Annotated in this window: 13 protein-coding genes; 3 read left to right on the top strand and 10 right to left on the bottom strand. The window is 54.1% G+C overall.

Annotation, left to right across the window (positions count from 1 at the left end; genetic code table 11):
• Window positions 1-62: 62 nt before the first annotated feature.
• From holA to KP702_RS09255, 6 genes are all read right to left on the bottom strand, one after another.
• Window positions 63-1,064 carry a DNA polymerase III subunit delta gene (holA, locus tag KP702_RS09280; protein ID WP_202207727.1) on the bottom strand — a complete coding sequence of 334 codons (1,002 nt, stop codon included), beginning with the start codon at window positions 1,062-1,064 and terminating at the stop codon, window positions 63-65.
• Window positions 1,064-1,720: a hypothetical protein gene (locus KP702_RS09275; RefSeq protein WP_202207728.1), complete on the bottom strand. Its 657-nt coding sequence runs from the start codon at window positions 1,718-1,720 to the stop codon at window positions 1,064-1,066. The genes holA and KP702_RS09275 overlap by 1 nt, the downstream gene beginning before the upstream one ends.
• Before the next feature lie 2 nt (window positions 1,721-1,722).
• Entirely contained in the window at window positions 1,723-4,320 is a 2,598-nt protein-coding gene (gene leuS, locus KP702_RS09270) for a leucine--tRNA ligase (protein WP_215768813.1), read from the bottom strand.
• A gap of 7 nt (window positions 4,321-4,327) precedes the next feature.
• Window positions 4,328-4,909 (bottom strand): DUF3576 domain-containing protein, encoded by a 582-nt coding sequence (locus tag KP702_RS09265; RefSeq protein ID WP_215750795.1) that lies wholly within the window; start codon window positions 4,907-4,909, stop codon window positions 4,328-4,330.
• A gap of 74 nt (window positions 4,910-4,983) precedes the next feature.
• Window positions 4,984-7,122 (bottom strand): hypothetical protein, encoded by a 2,139-nt coding sequence (locus tag KP702_RS09260; protein WP_202207730.1) that lies wholly within the window; start codon window positions 7,120-7,122, stop codon window positions 4,984-4,986.
• A gap of 1,000 nt (window positions 7,123-8,122) precedes the next feature.
• Window positions 8,123-8,434, bottom strand: a complete 312-nt coding sequence (locus KP702_RS09255) for a hypothetical protein (protein WP_202207731.1) — start codon at window positions 8,432-8,434, stop codon at window positions 8,123-8,125.
• Between the two features lie 160 nt (window positions 8,435-8,594).
• Here KP702_RS09255 and KP702_RS09250 point away from each other — a divergent pair, with 160 nt between their 5' ends.
• Genes KP702_RS09250 through KP702_RS09240 form a run of 3 tightly spaced genes read left to right on the top strand, consistent with a single transcriptional unit; the run spans window position 8,595 to window position 10,998 of the window.
• Complete coding sequence (locus KP702_RS09250; RefSeq protein WP_202207732.1) at window positions 8,595-9,575, top strand: AEC family transporter; 981 nt, start codon at window positions 8,595-8,597, stop codon at window positions 9,573-9,575.
• Window positions 9,557-10,048 carry a low molecular weight protein-tyrosine-phosphatase gene (locus tag KP702_RS09245; protein ID WP_202207733.1) on the top strand — a complete coding sequence of 164 codons (492 nt, stop codon included), beginning with the start codon at window positions 9,557-9,559 and terminating at the stop codon, window positions 10,046-10,048. The genes KP702_RS09250 and KP702_RS09245 overlap by 19 nt, the downstream gene beginning before the upstream one ends.
• A gap of 17 nt (window positions 10,049-10,065) precedes the next feature.
• Window positions 10,066-10,998 carry a 2-hydroxyacid dehydrogenase gene (locus KP702_RS09240; RefSeq protein WP_202207734.1) on the top strand — a complete coding sequence of 311 codons (933 nt, stop codon included), beginning with the start codon at window positions 10,066-10,068 and terminating at the stop codon, window positions 10,996-10,998.
• 6 nt (window positions 10,999-11,004) lie between these two features.
• Here the strand turns inward: KP702_RS09240 and KP702_RS09235 are convergent, their stop codons facing one another.
• From KP702_RS09235 to fliN, 4 genes are all read right to left on the bottom strand, one after another.
• A complete protein-coding gene (locus tag KP702_RS09235; protein ID WP_202207735.1) occupies window positions 11,005-11,763 on the bottom strand; it encodes an NAD kinase in 759 nt (252 codons plus the stop codon).
• Window positions 11,764-11,768: 5 nt separating this feature from the next.
• Window positions 11,769-12,611 (bottom strand): carbon-nitrogen hydrolase family protein, encoded by an 843-nt coding sequence (locus KP702_RS09230; RefSeq protein ID WP_202207736.1) that lies wholly within the window; start codon window positions 12,609-12,611, stop codon window positions 11,769-11,771.
• 123 nt (window positions 12,612-12,734) lie between these two features.
• A complete protein-coding gene (flhA, locus tag KP702_RS09225) occupies window positions 12,735-14,885 on the bottom strand; it encodes a flagellar biosynthesis protein FlhA (RefSeq protein ID WP_202207737.1) in 2,151 nt (716 codons plus the stop codon).
• A 75-nt stretch (window positions 14,886-14,960) separates the two neighbouring features.
• Entirely contained in the window at window positions 14,961-15,293 is a 333-nt protein-coding gene (fliN, locus tag KP702_RS09220; protein ID WP_202207738.1) for a flagellar motor switch protein FliN, read from the bottom strand.
• Window positions 15,294-15,296 lie beyond the last annotated feature (3 nt).

Below are 15,296 nucleotides of genomic sequence, written 5' to 3'. Positions count from 1 at the left end.
CTCCGCCGTTTTCCATAACCACAACACTGACAACCCATCCACTTAATGCAGACGCTGGAAACTCAGACTTTCCAGATGCCACACAGCGCCGAGATATGACGTCGGCAAAGCGCCAGATCAGGTGCCCCGCTGTGCTTGCAGGCCAGTTCAAAAGTCTGCGTTTCGCGTGCCGCCCGGCTCAACGCAGCCAGAGACCAACGATCAAGAGCCTGATTAAAGGCGGCTGTCCGTTTAAAAAACACCGGGGGTTTGAGCGCTTTCATGGCTTCTGCGCGGCCTTGGCCAGCCTTCACTGCAAGTGCCACTTTCTGAAGCCGCGTCAGCACGCTTAATACCGCACGCGCGACAGCTACGGGATTAGCCCCATCGGCCAAAGCGCGCTCCAGGGCCTGATCTGCTTCTGCCCGATGGCCGGACAATGCAGCAAATACTGCATCCTCCAAAGAGCTTCCCCCTGCATCGCCTACGCAGTCCTGAACAGCATCCAGATCAAGCCGTCCATTCGGGCCCGCATAGAGCACAAGCTTCTCGATTTCTCCACGAACGCCGCTTCGATCTGCACCAAGCCGCCCCATCAGCCAGGTCAACGCATCCCGATCGATAGAAACTCCAGCCTGAGACAGTGCATCTGTGACCGTCTGGGATAATGCCCGCCCTTCCTCGGGATAGCAGGCAATAGATGCCACGTCCTTCCGGCGCTCGGCGAATGCACGCAAGGTGGATCTTGACGAAAGGCCGGGCGCCTCAATAACGATCAGCGTGTCCGTCGAAACTTCCAGAGCACGCGTCAGCATGGGCGTCAGAGCATCCGTGCCGCTCCGAACCCACACGACACGCCGACCACCGATCAACGAAAGAGCAGTGCCCTCTTCCTCAAGACGATCATGCGTCTCGCGATCGAGTTGGGAGACGCGAAATGGATCGTCCAGCGTCTCTGCAACGAGCCGAACGGCCTGAGCCGCTCTTTCCCGTATTAGCCCCGTGTCTTCGCCATGAAGAAGAATGGCGCGCCACGTTCCGGCATCGGATAAGGCGCGGCCAATATTACGGGCCTCAATTTTCATTAATTGCTTGTGGTGCCCTGAGAGAGACGTCCTGTCGCAGAGGCTGGGAAGCCATCCACGCCAACACGATCCGTCGCCGATCCATTATCAGACGGCATGCTATCCGTATTGATATACCGCGGCATATCAACAGGTGCCGCATTAGACGGCATATTATGAGAGCGGAACCAGACAGCAAGCTGCTGCGTAAGGCTCTGAGCCAGGGTGTCCGCAACGCGCCCCTTGGTCGTTTCGTCATTCAGCGTCTGAGCAAAATACTGTTCGAAACTGGCGTTGTAACCGTCCAGTGTCGTTGCATCTCCCTGCGTGATTAACTGGGGAGACTGCTCCACTGTGAACAACTGCCAGTGCGCGGAACCGGAAACGCGGATACGGCCAGCCGTGTTGTCCTGGTGAATATCAATGGCTTCACTGTTCGCGCCCGAGTTGACCCGCAGCGTATAACGCTGAGGATTTTCCGGACCGGCGCCTGCAAGATTTTTTTGCAGGGCCAGCCGCAGTTCCTGACCATATCTTCCCGGAATATTCGCGACGTAAACCTGTGCGAGTTCAGCCGAAATATCGGTTTTCGTGTCCATCTTGCCGTAGAGGGGGGTGAAACCACACCCTCCCAACAGAAGGAACGCAGAGAGAGTCAGGGAACTGCGATGTTTCACGATCAGCCTGCTACCACAAAATTGACGATCCGGTTGGGAACGTGGATTTCCTTCACCAGACGCTTACCCTCAAGGGCGCGGGCAACATTAGGCTCAGCCTTAGCCGCAGCAAGAACGTCATCCTTTGGTGCATCAGGCGGCACCTGGATCGTTCCACGCAACTTGCCAAGCACCTGCACACCGATCGTGACGCTTTGAACTGCAAGCCACTCATCCTGCGCCTCAGGCCATGCCCGATCCACAACGAGTTCACCACCAGGTTCGAGAACCGCCATCATGTCTTCAGCAAGATGCGGCATCATTGGCGCAGACAGCAGGCACAGCGCGGAGGCAGCTTCCCGTCGTGCGGCAGCAAAACCAGCCCCTTCTTTGCCCTGCGCCTCTGCCAGAGCGGAGGTTAGCTCATGCAATCGAGCCACTGCGACGTTCGGCGTGAACGCTTCCAAAGCTTCTGTGACCGCTGCAATCGCCCGATGGGTAGCACGGCGCAGATCATCTCCAGCCGGGCTATGCACACTGTCAATCGGATCAGCCGCAGCCACAGCCGAAACCAGACGATGCAGACGCTGCCCGAACCGGGCCGCAGCAGCCACGCCAGACGCTGTCCACTCCATGTCACGCTCTGGCGGACTGTCAGACAGAACAAACCACCGCGCTGTATCAGCACCAAAACGCTCAATAATCTCTACCGGAGAGACCGTATTGCGCTTGGATTTGGACATCTTTTCAAAGCGTCCAACCTGAATGGGCGTTCCCGTGTCGCGTCGGACAACCACATCACCGCGACGCTCGACTTCTTCCGGATAGAGCCAGTTTGCCCCGTCCTTGTAGCTTTCGTGCGTGACCATGCCCTGAGTGAAGAGGCCGTCAAACGGCTCATCCAGACCCAAATGACCCGTCTCATGCATGGCGCGGGTAAAGAAGCGCGCATAGAGCAGATGGAGGATCGCATGTTCAATTCCGCCGATATACTGATCGACGGGCAGCCAGCCATCAGCCGCAGCCGGCACGGTCGGCGTCGACGCGTGCGGGCTGGTAAAGCGGGCAAAGTACCAGGAACTGTCCACAAACGTGTCAAACGTGTCTGTCTCACGCGTGGCGGCAGACCCGCAGCTTGGGCAGGAAACGTGCTTCCAGGTCGGATGATGATCCAGCGGATTGCCCGGCCGATCAAATGTCACATCTTCTGGCAGGACAACTGGCAGCTGATCATCCGGAACCGGAACTGCACCACACTTCTCACAGTGAATAATGGGGATCGGGCAGCCCCAGTAGCGCTGACGGGAAATTCCCCAGTCCCGCAGACGCCAGTTTACGACGCCATGCCCAACGCCCATGCCTTCGAGACGCTCGATGACTGTTTTTTTGGCGACTGCAACAGCCAGACCGTCCAGAAATCCCGAATTGTAGAGCGTAGCTTCGCCCGAGACTGCCTTCCGGCCAACGCGGAATGTCTCAGCATCTTCACCAGCGGGCAGCAGAACCTGCGGCACAGCGAGATCATACTTGTGAGCAAAATCAAGATCACGCTGATCGCCACACGGGCACCCAAACACTGCCCCCGTGCCATAATCCATCAACACGAAATTGGCGATCCAGACAGGCGCCGTCTGATCCGGATTCAAGGGATTACTGACGCGAAGACCCGTATCGAAGCCACGCTTTTCAGCGGCCTCAATCACCTCTTCGGATGTTCCAAGACGACGGCATTCTTCAATAAATTCAGCCGCAGCAGGATTGGTCCGCGCGACCTTGGCTGCCAGCGGATGATCCGCAGCAATACCAACGAAGCTCAATCCGAACAGCGTATCCGGCCGGGTCGTGAAGACTTCGATACCATCCAGCTCAATGTCGAAGCCCGACGGCGGGCTATGAAGAGCGAAACGGACACGCGCACCTTCTGAACGCCCAATCCAGCGCTCCTGCATCGTCCGCACGCGTTCCGGCCAGCGATCCAACTGCCCCAGCGTATCAAGCAGCGGCTGAGCAAATTTGGTGATTTTCAGGAACCACTGAGAAAGAACTTTCTTCTCAATCAGCGCTCCGGACCGCCATCCGCGTCCCTCGACAACCTGCTCATTGGCCAGAACCGTCTCATCGACCGGGTCCCAGTTTACAGACGAATCCCGGCGCTCAACCAGACCACCGGCGAGCATGTCCAGAAACAGTTTCTGCTGCTTGCCGTAATATTCCGGAAGACAGGTCGCGATTTCGCGGTCCCAGTCCAAGGAAAAGCCGAGACGTTGCAGCGTGCCGCGCATTGTGGCGATGTTTTCCATCGTCCACTTGCCAGGATGCACATTGCGTTCCCGCGCTGCATTCTCAGCGGGCAGTCCAAAAGCATCCCATCCCATGGGATGAAGCACCGAAAACCCTCGTGCGCGCTTGTAACGCGCTACGACGTCTCCAAGCGTATAATTCCGCACATGGCCAACATGCAGCTGGCCGGAGGGGTACGGAAACATCTCCAGAACGTAATATTTTGGCCGGTCAGCAGGAGGCACATCTGGAACAGCAAATACATTTCGCTGCTTCCACTCTGCCTGCCAGAATGGCTCCCGGGACTGAAAATCGAAAGCCGTGGTTGTCGTATCGCTCATGTCTAACTCAGTTACCCTGTTCGCCGTTTTCTGCGCGCAACTGGCGGGCGCGGGTCAGGATGCGGGTCGTAATGTCAGATGTAGTCGTGGCTGAAACCGGAGTATCCTGCCATTCACCATCCTGGAACACCTGCCGGAATACCGAGACACGAAGCGCGTCAGAGCGCATCCGGCGGTCGAGTACATACGCAGCAATCTTGAAACGCTCATCCTTGCTGGATGGCGGCTGATACCAATCCGTCAGAATGACCCCACCAACAGCATCTGCCGAAGCCAATGGCATGAACGAGAGCGTATCAATCGCACCACGCCACAGATAGGCATTAACGCCGCCCTTGAGCTGGTCCGCACCACCCTCTGCACCGCGATCAACGCCAAGCAGATGATTACGGGGGGCAGTAAGGCTACTGGGATCACGAGCGCCGCCACAGGCTGCAACTGTACCGACGGCAAGAATGCCTAGGGCCGTCCGGAACGCGGAACGACGGGAAGAGCTGGAAACAATCATCTGCATACGAGACATCATGGTGGTCCTGCGGGCCGGGCCAGGGCCGTCACGGGCATGGAGACAGACTGGCGAAACCTGAATCCGGGCAACATCAATTCCGTGTTCATATCGCGCTCACCGGGTAAGGCCAAGCGCCCTACCCGCACATGAGCGGTTTATAAAAGACCTGTCGAGCTGAAAGCCTGCTGAAGCTCTGCCTTTTTAGTGGCATTCAGATATGGGAAACGGCTCAAAATCTTCTCAATTGTCAGGTCGGGGACCAACCGGTGCAAGTGCTCGCGAACCTGCTGGATCTCCTCAGCACTTTCGCCCTCCAGCACCAAAGCCGCCAGATAATAGACCAACGCACTTGAATAATTGGGGTGTAGCCCTGCCATCAGGCGCCCCATTTCAATGACGTCCTGCCTCTCTCCACCCAGCATCATGATCATCATGAAAAATGGTCTGATCAATGTGGAAAGCGGAGAATGATACGGATTATGGCGCAGTTTTCCAGCGATCGCAGCTGCACCCTCCAGATCTCCGTCCAGAACATGCAGCAGGACGCGACAGAGCAGCACATCGTGCAGATTATGTGTCCCGGAAGGCCCCGCCATGGACTTTTCACACATCCGCACGATTGACCGTGCCAAAGGCACAGATGCCGGATCATGCATGAGAAACGCCGACAAAAGGATAGCCATACCAGGCGCATCTGGCTTGAGATTAACCAGCAACCGCGCGAACTTGATACCATTCGCAAGTAGAGCTGTACCTTCAGCACTCCAGTCATTTTCGTAGCGGATCAGGCAGTAAAGCACCTGCATGACCGCTACAGTGCCTTCCCGGGGGTCTTCCAGTCCGGCAGCATCCAGAAGCTGCCTAATCCTCGGGAACAGGGCATTGTCCCGCTTCAATAGCAACATGAAGACCCGAGTGGCTTTACCCAGAGCCGAAAGCTCCGTGTCAGCCCGGTTCGCTGTACGGCGCCCCTCGGCAAGAAGAAGACCCCATTGCATTGCTGTCGCCGGGCCGATCAGCCCGTTACTGACTGACATCGGGTCCAGATCAGGCAGATCGTAATACGTACCCCAGACAATAAATCCGCCCGCCCGAACGTCCAGAACCTTCAGGATAAGCCGGAAGGTATTATCCGAAGCCCCTGAACGGACAGCCCCCGTGACAACATAATCAGCCCCGAGCCCCCGATACGATGCCATCGGATTAGCCGGATCAGGCACAAACCCTTCAGGCTTTGCAACGATGTCGAATGTATCGACATGGACGAACAGCAACTCAAACTGATCACTAAGGCTGGTCGCACATTTTAACTCAGCATCTTTCAACCCGTCAGCGGCAAAGGGCGAAAGGACCAGCAACGAAATCTTTCGAGACTGCCCAGCCGCCATTTGCGAAAGATGCAGAGGCAATGCCAGCATTGGATCGGTGCGTTGTGCGCCAGCAGCGCCGAGAAGATTTTCGTCGCTCCCCGGAAACAGTACAGACGTACTCTCCAGTTCTGCAATTCCAGCGGTCGTAAGACTTGGCTCAAGCCCCGCCGCTTTCAGAACACTCGAAATCAGTGCCTGAGTAACAGGGCCTGCCACATGCCCTTCTTCCTGCCCGAAAGCCCGCACAGCCTGCTCCGCCAGGAGTACGGCCCTTGCCTGCTCACCGCGACGGAGGGCGCTCTGAATTTTAGCGCGCCATGCAGCCTCATTCAGAGAATCAACTTTCAGAAGACGGTCAGTAACGTCATCAACCTGCTCCGGGTCAGTCAACTCACGCAGGCAGCTTTCATAAAGCCCCAGTAGATGATGCGACAGCCGGGCGCGTTGCTGGTTCAGCCACTCATCCAGGGCCACATCAATGCCACTCAACTCCCCAAGCAGCACTTCCTCAGGAGCCGGGATGCTATCAATGGTTCTTACGCTCGCCGTCAGAATACGTTCTGCATCTACAGAAGTCAGGGCAGGCTTAAGCATGAGAGAATGCCGCTGTACGTCTATGATTTCGACGCCAAGCGGGCTTAGAGCATCAAGAAGACGATGAATTTCCTGCCGCAACGACGCACGAGCCATATCTTCTGGCCGGCGACTCCAGAGCAATTCAGCCAGCCGAGAACGAAGGACGGGCTTCCTGTCAGAGAGAGCCAGAATGGCCAAAAGCGCGCGTGTTTTACCCCCAACAGGAAGAACACTCTCCCCTGTCAGGGTCCGTGCTTCCATTTGCCCAATCAGCTTGAGGCGTAAAAGTGTCGGGTCTGCTTCACGGGCCTGTCGCACTGAACTTGAAAGCATCTTAGTCATACCCATCAATACCCGCAGTCAGACCGAAATGCATGAAAAAGACGAAGATTATCTTGATCAGATATTCGATACGAAACCATGGCAAGCAACTCTCAACCCTGACAGACCTGAAACAGGCGCTTCAAAACGCTCGCTGTAGGAACAGGTTGTGGCATTGCCATCCTCCCTACCCAGGTGCTGATGATGTCCAGCAACCACCTTTCCAGCAAAAGATTTTTAAAATCCCTGTGGAAAGATCTATTTCAAAGGTCGAACTTTTCCACACATCTTCCGACGTGAAAAATATTCCACCTATTTACGCACTAGTCTCCGCCTACCCTGAGGGTAAGCCACGAGTATGGCGCACCACCAAAGACAGTTTTTGACACAGACACTTCTGAAAGTTTGATATCAAGAAACTTCCTAGACAGGGATGACTGGAACCACAGACAAAACGAAAGTGCAAGAATCTTCTTCCATTTTCGAAGTCCAATTTGAATACATAAATATGCCAGAACCCCCACAAACAGAAATATAAATTACGTTTTTATGTTAATTTAGTAATTATATTGCAACACGCGCAATGAGTGCATCCCACTGATATCATATAACGTTTTTAATATATTAACACAAGTTTTCAATTTATATACATCCAAGAGCCCAGCTTGCAGCCGCAGGCATCTTGGGATAACAAACTGCACGTGTGTCCGCGTAGCTCAGCAGGATAGAGCACAGGATTCCTAAAGTCTGAATTGGGCGCCATGACAGGAAACTTCATGGTGGATTCACTCAAATTCGGGGAACGCTCTGGCTCACTTAAGCCGTGCCAATCCCGAGCCAAGCTTTCCGCCCTTAGCGGAAAGAAGGTGTAGAGACTGTACGGGTGACACCTTGGCTCCTCTCGCGGGGTCGTGGTGAAGAGACAGTCCAGACCACGAACATGCTCAGCTATGAGTGTGGCGGCGAAAGTCGAAGTGGTATGAATCCTGGGGCCGGAGGTTCGAATCCTCTCGCGGACACCACAACTTCACAGCGTAATTGCCTTATCCTGCGCCGTGCCCCTGACGGGAATGTTGTGAGGAATACCAAGAAGCGCATGCAATAAATATACGACGATAGCCGCTGTCAGAAGCACCGCCAGTAACCGTCCAAAAATGCGAAATGCCAAAACAATCAGAGCACACAACAGGCAGAATAAAAGGACTGTCTGAAACTGCCCATGTACTCCGATACTACTCAGCACGGCACGTGCGGAAACCTCCACAAAGGCTACAGCCGCAACGATGAAGCCCAGCAGCATCAGGATGAAACTGAGCAAGGTGTCAAAAATGGATTGCATGGGTCGCCCAGGGCATGAATTGAATTAGAAGCATCCTACAAAGACATCACCCTCTTCCTTCGGTCAATCGCTTCCAGAGCCGGGGATGGACGGATGATAACGATGTCATTACGAAAGAGGGTAGCGCCACCTGGAACATCAGACTTTTTATGAGCATCTCATGACCTCTTCGCCCAACCTGCTGCTCACGATCATCCAGGCTATTTTGCCCATTCTGGTCACACTGGGCTTCGGCTATTTCGCCGCATACCGTAAAGATTTCGATGCCCAGCAGGCAGGCGTTCTGACGCGACTGGTCATGCTCTATGCCCTTCCGCTCGAACTCTTCGTCTCCATTCTGAGCACACCCAAAGCACAGGTGCTATCTGCTGGCCCGGTAGCGGCGCTCATACTTTTGGCTATGGTGGGCGGATATGCCGCCGTTTTCAGCGTGTTCCGTTTTGCACTGAAGCGCCGACTGAGCGAAGCCGCAATTATTGCCATGACAATCACCGGGCCTTCGGTCCCGTTTATTGGTATTCCCGTCTTGGGGCAGATTTTCGGGGCCGCCAGCGGTGTACCGATTTCTATCGCCGCCCTGGCCATGAATCTGATCCAGTTGCCCATCACCCTTATTCTGATGGGTCACGACCACGGCAATCAACCGGCTCGCGATACTGCCACGGAAACACGTAACGAATTCAGAGAGCTGGTAGGACACCTTCTTCATTCATGCCGCGAACCCGTGGTCTGGGTGCCCTTGTTAGCTCTTGTTTTGGTCAGCGCTGGCGCTTTCCTTCCCGTCTTTCTGAAGGGATCTTTTCTTCTGCTTGGCCACACGACCGGAGGAGCGGCCCTGTTCGCATCCGGCGTGGTGTTATTTACGCGACAGGTCCGTTTCAGTCCTCTGGTGGGCACAATTGTGGGGATCCGCAACATTGTCATTCCAAGCATAATCTATGCTCTGGCACGCGCATGGCACCTTCCGCCGCAGGCCCTTCAGGAAAGTGTGTTGACGATGGCGATCCCAAGTGCCTCCATCAACGTTATTCTGGCAATGCGGTATCACGTTCTGGAACGCGAAATCGCTTCCGTCCTGTTTTTCGGAACACTCACCTCCATTGCAACAATGGCATTTTTTATATGGTTAACCGGCGCTTAAGTAGCTTTCTGTTTGTCTGCACAGGCAATATCTGCCGTTCTCCACTCGCTGAACTCGCCATGCGCCGAGAGGCTGCAAGGCGACAGCTTGAACTCGATATTGATTCTGCAGCAATCGGCCATTGGCACCTCGGGTATCCCCCTGATCCGAGAGCCTGCAAGGTGGCAAGTCGACATGGCCTGGATGCTTCGGCACTCAGATCACGCTTGGTCTGCGAAGATGACTTCTACCGCTTTGACCACATCATTGCTCTCGATCACTCACACCTGACCCACCTGCAAAATATACAGCCTGCGGATAGCAGAGCACGCCTTTCCCTTATGCTTGACCACATTCCTGGCCGAGAGGGTGAAGACGTCGATGACCCTTATTATGGCCCAGAGAGCGGCTTTACAGTCACATGGAACGACGTTGAACAAGCATGCCGCGCCCTTGCGGACAAAGAGCTCGACGCCCTCCCCTCCCGTCACTGATCAACAGGAGAACTGCCTTGTCTTCCAAACCTGACCTGCTCATGATCGACCCATTCCCAGCCGGGATCGTGGCGCGACTTGCAGAGCATTTTAACCTGCACAAATATAGTGATCTCGATCAGCTCAAGCCACTCGCAGATAAAATCCGGGGAGTTGCTACAGGGGGAGGTTCAGGACTTCCACGCCCCATCATGGACGCACTCCCCGCGCTGGAAGTCATCGCTGTCAATGGCGTTGGCACAGATCAGATCGATCTTGAAGAAGCACGCCGTCGCAAAATTGGTGTTGCCACAACGCTTGGCACGCTCACCGATGACGTTGCAGACATGGCCATTGTTCTGACCCTTTCCGTGATGCGCGATACGGTCTTGAATGACCGCTTTGTTCGCTCTGGTGAGTGGTCCAAAAACTCCCTCCCACTTTCCCGAAGCGTGACCGGAAAACGGATGGGCATCGCAGGTTTTGGTCAGATCGGGCAAGCCATCGCCCACCGTGCAGCCGCATTCGGTATGGAACTGGCCTATTTCAATTCGAAGCCTCGTCCTGAAAGCGCCGTACGTTTCGAAAGTGATCTGAAGAAACTGGCTGAATGGAGCGATATTCTCGTTCTGGCAGTCTCGGGAGGCCCTCGCTCAGCCAATATGGTTGACGCGGAAATTCTTGACGCTCTCGGGCCAGACGGCGTCCTGATCAACATTGCTCGCGGATCGGTTGTCGATGAGGCGGCTTTGCTTTCAGCTTTGCAAGAAAAGCGAATTGCAGGCGCCGGACTGGACGTGTTCCAGAATGAACCAAATATCAATCCAGCATTTTTCAAGCTGGACAATACGGTCCTACAAGCTCACCAGGCCTCAGCAACCGTAGAAACACGGACCATCATGGGCAACCTGATGGTAGATAATCTCATCGCGCACTTTGACGGAAAACCCTTGCTGACACCAATCCTGTAAAAAGCACTACTCCAGAAACTGCTCGGCAATAATACGCTCGGACAGTCCATGATCTGGATCGAAGAGGACCGTGGCATGCAGCTTACGGTCCTCTTTTACGATGACCTCCGCGACATCACGAATTTCTTTAAAATCTGCTACTGCAGCTGTTGGCCGTTTGTCTGTATCCATCAAAGTCAGTCTGACCACGGCTGACGATGGCAAAAGGGCACCCCGCCAGCGCCTGGGCCGGAAAGCAGAAATCGGCGTCAGGGGCAATATGTTAGCGCTTAACGGCACAATAGGCCCATGTGCCGAAAGATTATATGCCGTCGATCCCGCAGGGGTCGCGACGATCACGCCATCACAGATCAACTCTTCCAATCTGACCCGCCCATCAACTTCAATGCGAATACGGGATGTCTGACGTGTCTGCCGAAACAGGAACACGTCATTGAACGCGCGTGCTTCGAAAACCTCCCCACTGACTGTTCTCGCTGTCATATGCAACGGATGCAGTAAAGAAGGCTGCGCGTTTAACAGGCGTTCCGGAAGATTATCTTCATTTGGCGTGTTCATGAGGAACCCGATGGTCCCGTAATTCATGCCGTACACAGCCAGTTCAAGTCCAAGGACACGATGAAGCGTTTCAAGCATGAAGCCGTCGCCCCCAAGACTGACAGCTACATCCGCGTTCTCGAGCGGCACATTGCCATACCGGGCAACCAGAACAGCAAGCGCATCCTGGGCGACATCTGTTGACGCCGCTACAAAAGCAATTTTCATGAGGGTTAGATCAACTGCCTGTTTGCCTGAATGGGCATACGCTCACGCACCTGACGCACCTGATCAAAATCGAGATCGGCAGTTCCCCAAGCGGCTTCACCACCCAGTTTCAGAACAACCTCGCCCCAGGGATTCACAATCATGGAGTGCCCATACGTTTGACGCTCGTTTCCAGCAGCATCCGTGTGCCAACCGGCTGTACCGCAAGCAATAACCCATGCCTGCGCCTCTATGGCACGCGCCCGAATCAGGATTTCCCAATGAGCTTCCCCTGTCTGCTGTGTAAACGCAGCAGGCAAGATGATCATCGCCACATCGGCTGCCCGCAATGCGAGGAACAGTTCAGCAAATCGCAGGTCGTAACAGATGGCAAGACCAGTCGGGACGCTCGAGATGTCCACGACCTCTACACTGTCACCCGGCACATAACTATCGCTCTCCCGATAGCCCTCACCATTCGGCGTCACCACATCAAAAAGGTGAATTTTCCTGTAGCGACCGCACTCATTACCTTGAGGGTCAAAAATCAGCGACGTATTCGCCAACTTGTTTTTACCCTCACCCGACACGATCTCCCCAATCGAGCCACCATGAACCCAGATCCCATGCTCCTTCGCCATCGCACGCAAAGCTTCGTACAGAGGGCCGCCCTGCTCTCCTGGAGTAGGCAGTCTCTCAGCATTTGCATGCTTTGTCTCGGCTGTCCCGCCTAGACAACTCCACACCTCTGGCAAAACGACCAGCGCAGGGTTTCGAGCTTTTACAGCATCCGCGACGAGACGCTGAGCCTGGGAAATATTCGCCTCCCGGTCAGCCGAAGGAGCCATCTGGATCAGTGCAACACGCATGGTCAGTACATTTCCTTAAGCAATGACCCGAGACCATAAGCGATCACAGAGTCCGAGGTAAGCCCGGATTTCTCGAGTTACAGTCGCCGCTTTCAATGCATGAGGACATGATCTCTCGCGTTTTTACTGGATTACCCCAACGGTCCGTATCTTTGCGCGAGTAGAAATTTCTGTCTGCGAGAGCACCATTGTCGAAGGACGGATACGCTCCACAATCATTCGCATGGGACGACGCATCCCCCCGGCGACAAGAATAACCGGGTTTTCACCCTGCCCCAAAGCTACATCCAGCGCCTGCCTCAGCTTTCCTACCAATTCGCTAAGGCGAGATGGCGGGAGAGCCAACTGGCGGTCATCTGCAGGACCAATCATGTTCTCTGACAGCACGACTTCCCAATCGGGGCTGAGTGTCAGAACAGGAATATAACCTTTCGGCCCGGTCACAGCGAAACTGATCTGACGCGCCAGACGACTACGGACATGTGAGGTCAACGCCACAACAGATTTCAGACCTTGCCCACAGCCTTCCTGAAGCGCCTCTAAAATACCCGACAGATCACGAATTGAAATCTGCTCAGCCAGAAGACTTTGTAGAACTCTCTGAACAACACTTACTGACACTTGAGACGGAATGAGATCGACAATCAGTTTTTGCTGATCACGTGGCATTTCATCCAGAAGTTTCTGTGTTTCGGAGTAAGAGAGAAGGTCTGCCATGTTTTCCCGAACCAACTCAGTTAAGTGCGTAATAATAACACTTGCTGGATCAACAACAGTATAACCTTTAATTATCGCGTTCTCTCGTTCACTTTGATCAATCCACAAGGCCGGTAGATTAAATGCGGGCTCTCGTGTTTCTTCGCCACGCAAATCCGGTAATCCGCCCTTAGGGTTCATTGCCAGAAGCCTGCTTATCTGTACTTCCCCATGCCCAATTTCGATTTCTTTAATTTTTACAGAATAGGCATTGGACGATAGCTGTAAATTGTCCTGAATACGAACCGGAGGTAAAATAAACCCCATTTCTCCAGCAATTGTTCTCCTGAGAACCTTGATTTGCTCTGTCAAACGCGCGCCATCACCGCTCGCGATTGACAGTAAATTGAAACCCAATTCCAAACGCAACAAATCGACGCGTAAGCTCTCAGTAAGAGGGGGCTCACCGGGTTGCGTATTTTCAGGAAGGCTAACGGCATCCTCTTCAGCATCATGATCCGTAACCGGAGAGCGGTACCGCAACCATGCTCCTCCTCCTGCAAGAGCCGCCAAACCAAGAAAAGGAAGCGTTGGCAGACCGGGCATCAATGAAAGAACAGCCGCTGAGCCAGCAGCCAGAGCCAGCGGTTTGGGATTACCCCCAAGTTGCCGCACCAAAGCCACGTCTGCTGCTCCTTCTGTCCCTCCCTTAGTCACCACAATACCCGAGGCCGTAGAGACCAGCAGAGCAGGAATTTGCGACACCAGACCATCGCCAATCGTCAAAGTCGTAAAAGCAGAAGCTGCATCCGCCACAGACATTCCATGACGCCCAATGCCGATTGCCAACCCCCCGACGATATTGATTGCCGTAATAATCAGACTTGCGATTGCATCTCCACGAACGAACTTGGCCGCACCATCCATCGCTCCATAAAACCCGCTTTCTTCCTGAAGCTCTTTGCGACGCTGACGAGCAATTTTGTCACTGATGGCGCCAGAAGACAGTTCAGCATCAATCGCCATCTGCTTTCCAGGCATGGCATCCAGCGAAAAGCGTGCTGCCACTTCGGCAATACGTCCTGATCCTTTGGTGATCACCATGAAATTCACAACCAGAAGGATTGCAAACAGGATCGCGCCGATTACGACATCACCTCCCATGAGGAAGCCCCCGAAAGCAGCTACGACATGGCCTGCTGCATACATCCCCTCATAGCCGTGACTAAGAATGAGTCTGGTCGTCGCAACCTCCAACGACAGACGGAGCAGTGTTGTGAGGAGGAGCAATGTGGGGAAGGAGGTGAAGTCGAGTGGTCGCGTCAAAAACAAGGCAACCATCAAAACGAGCACAGACGCCGTCACTGAGAGCGCAAGCCCCACATCCAGAATGAATGTCGGAAGCGGCAAGACGAGGATTGAAAGCAATGCCGCAACAGCCAATGCCAATCCAACATCGGTGCCCGGCAACCAACGCTGCCCTCCTCGCAACCAGACAGGCAAAGGAAATTTCTGAAAGTAACCAGAGAGAGTGGTCTTTTTCACAATGGAAGAAAGAGCCCCTTCTGATGTATTCATAATAATAATCTTACCTGATTAAATTTTCACCTCAGGAAAAATACATCCCTATAAGTTAAATATTCGGAAATTTTTTCAGTTTTTAACTTTTCCAGATTTGATGATTTCCGTCATGGTTACCCCAAGTCGGTTTTCATCAACCATCACCACTTCACCACGGGCTATCAGACGATTATTCACAAGAATATCAATCGAATCACCGACTTTGCGATCAAGCTCCACAACGGCCCCACGACCCAAGCGTAATAACTGGCTTACCTGCATATTCGCACGTCCCAGAACTGCACTTACCGTTACCGGGATATCGTAGATCGCTTCGAGATCATGAGCGAAGCGTGGCGGTTCTACAGACTGCGCCGATACTGCCTCGACGTCATCAAGATCGAAATTATTCTGTGTATCAGGCATTTC

Source organism: Gluconobacter sp. P5B12 (assembly GCF_018812035.1).
Classification (GTDB): Bacteria; Pseudomonadota; Alphaproteobacteria; order Acetobacterales; family Acetobacteraceae; genus Gluconobacter.
This window is presented reverse-complemented; position numbering and strand designations above follow the sequence as displayed.

Coding starts and splice junctions, on each gene's coding strand:
- holA (WP_202207727.1), bottom strand. CDS start 1,064: ATGAAAATTGAGGCCCGTAATATTGGCCGCGCCTTATCCGATGCCGGA.
- leuS (WP_215768813.1), bottom strand. CDS start 4,320: ATGAGCGATACGACAACCACGGCTTTCGATTTTCAGTCCCGGGAGCCA.
- KP702_RS09260 (WP_202207730.1), bottom strand. CDS start 7,122: ATGGGTATGACTAAGATGCTTTCAAGTTCAGTGCGACAGGCCCGTGAA.
- KP702_RS09255 (WP_202207731.1), bottom strand. CDS start 8,434: ATGCAATCCATTTTTGACACCTTGCTCAGTTTCATCCTGATGCTGCTG.
- KP702_RS09250 (WP_202207732.1), top strand. CDS start 8,595: ATGACCTCTTCGCCCAACCTGCTGCTCACGATCATCCAGGCTATTTTG.
- KP702_RS09245 (WP_202207733.1), top strand. CDS start 9,557: ATGGTTAACCGGCGCTTAAGTAGCTTTCTGTTTGTCTGCACAGGCAAT.
- KP702_RS09235 (WP_202207735.1), bottom strand. CDS start 11,763: ATGAAAATTGCTTTTGTAGCGGCGTCAACAGATGTCGCCCAGGATGCG.
- KP702_RS09230 (WP_202207736.1), bottom strand. CDS start 12,611: ATGCGTGTTGCACTGATCCAGATGGCTCCTTCGGCTGACCGGGAGGCG.
- flhA (WP_202207737.1), bottom strand. CDS start 14,885: ATGAATACATCAGAAGGGGCTCTTTCTTCCATTGTGAAAAAGACCACT.
- fliN (WP_202207738.1), bottom strand. CDS start 15,293: ATGCCTGATACACAGAATAATTTCGATCTTGATGACGTCGAGGCAGTA.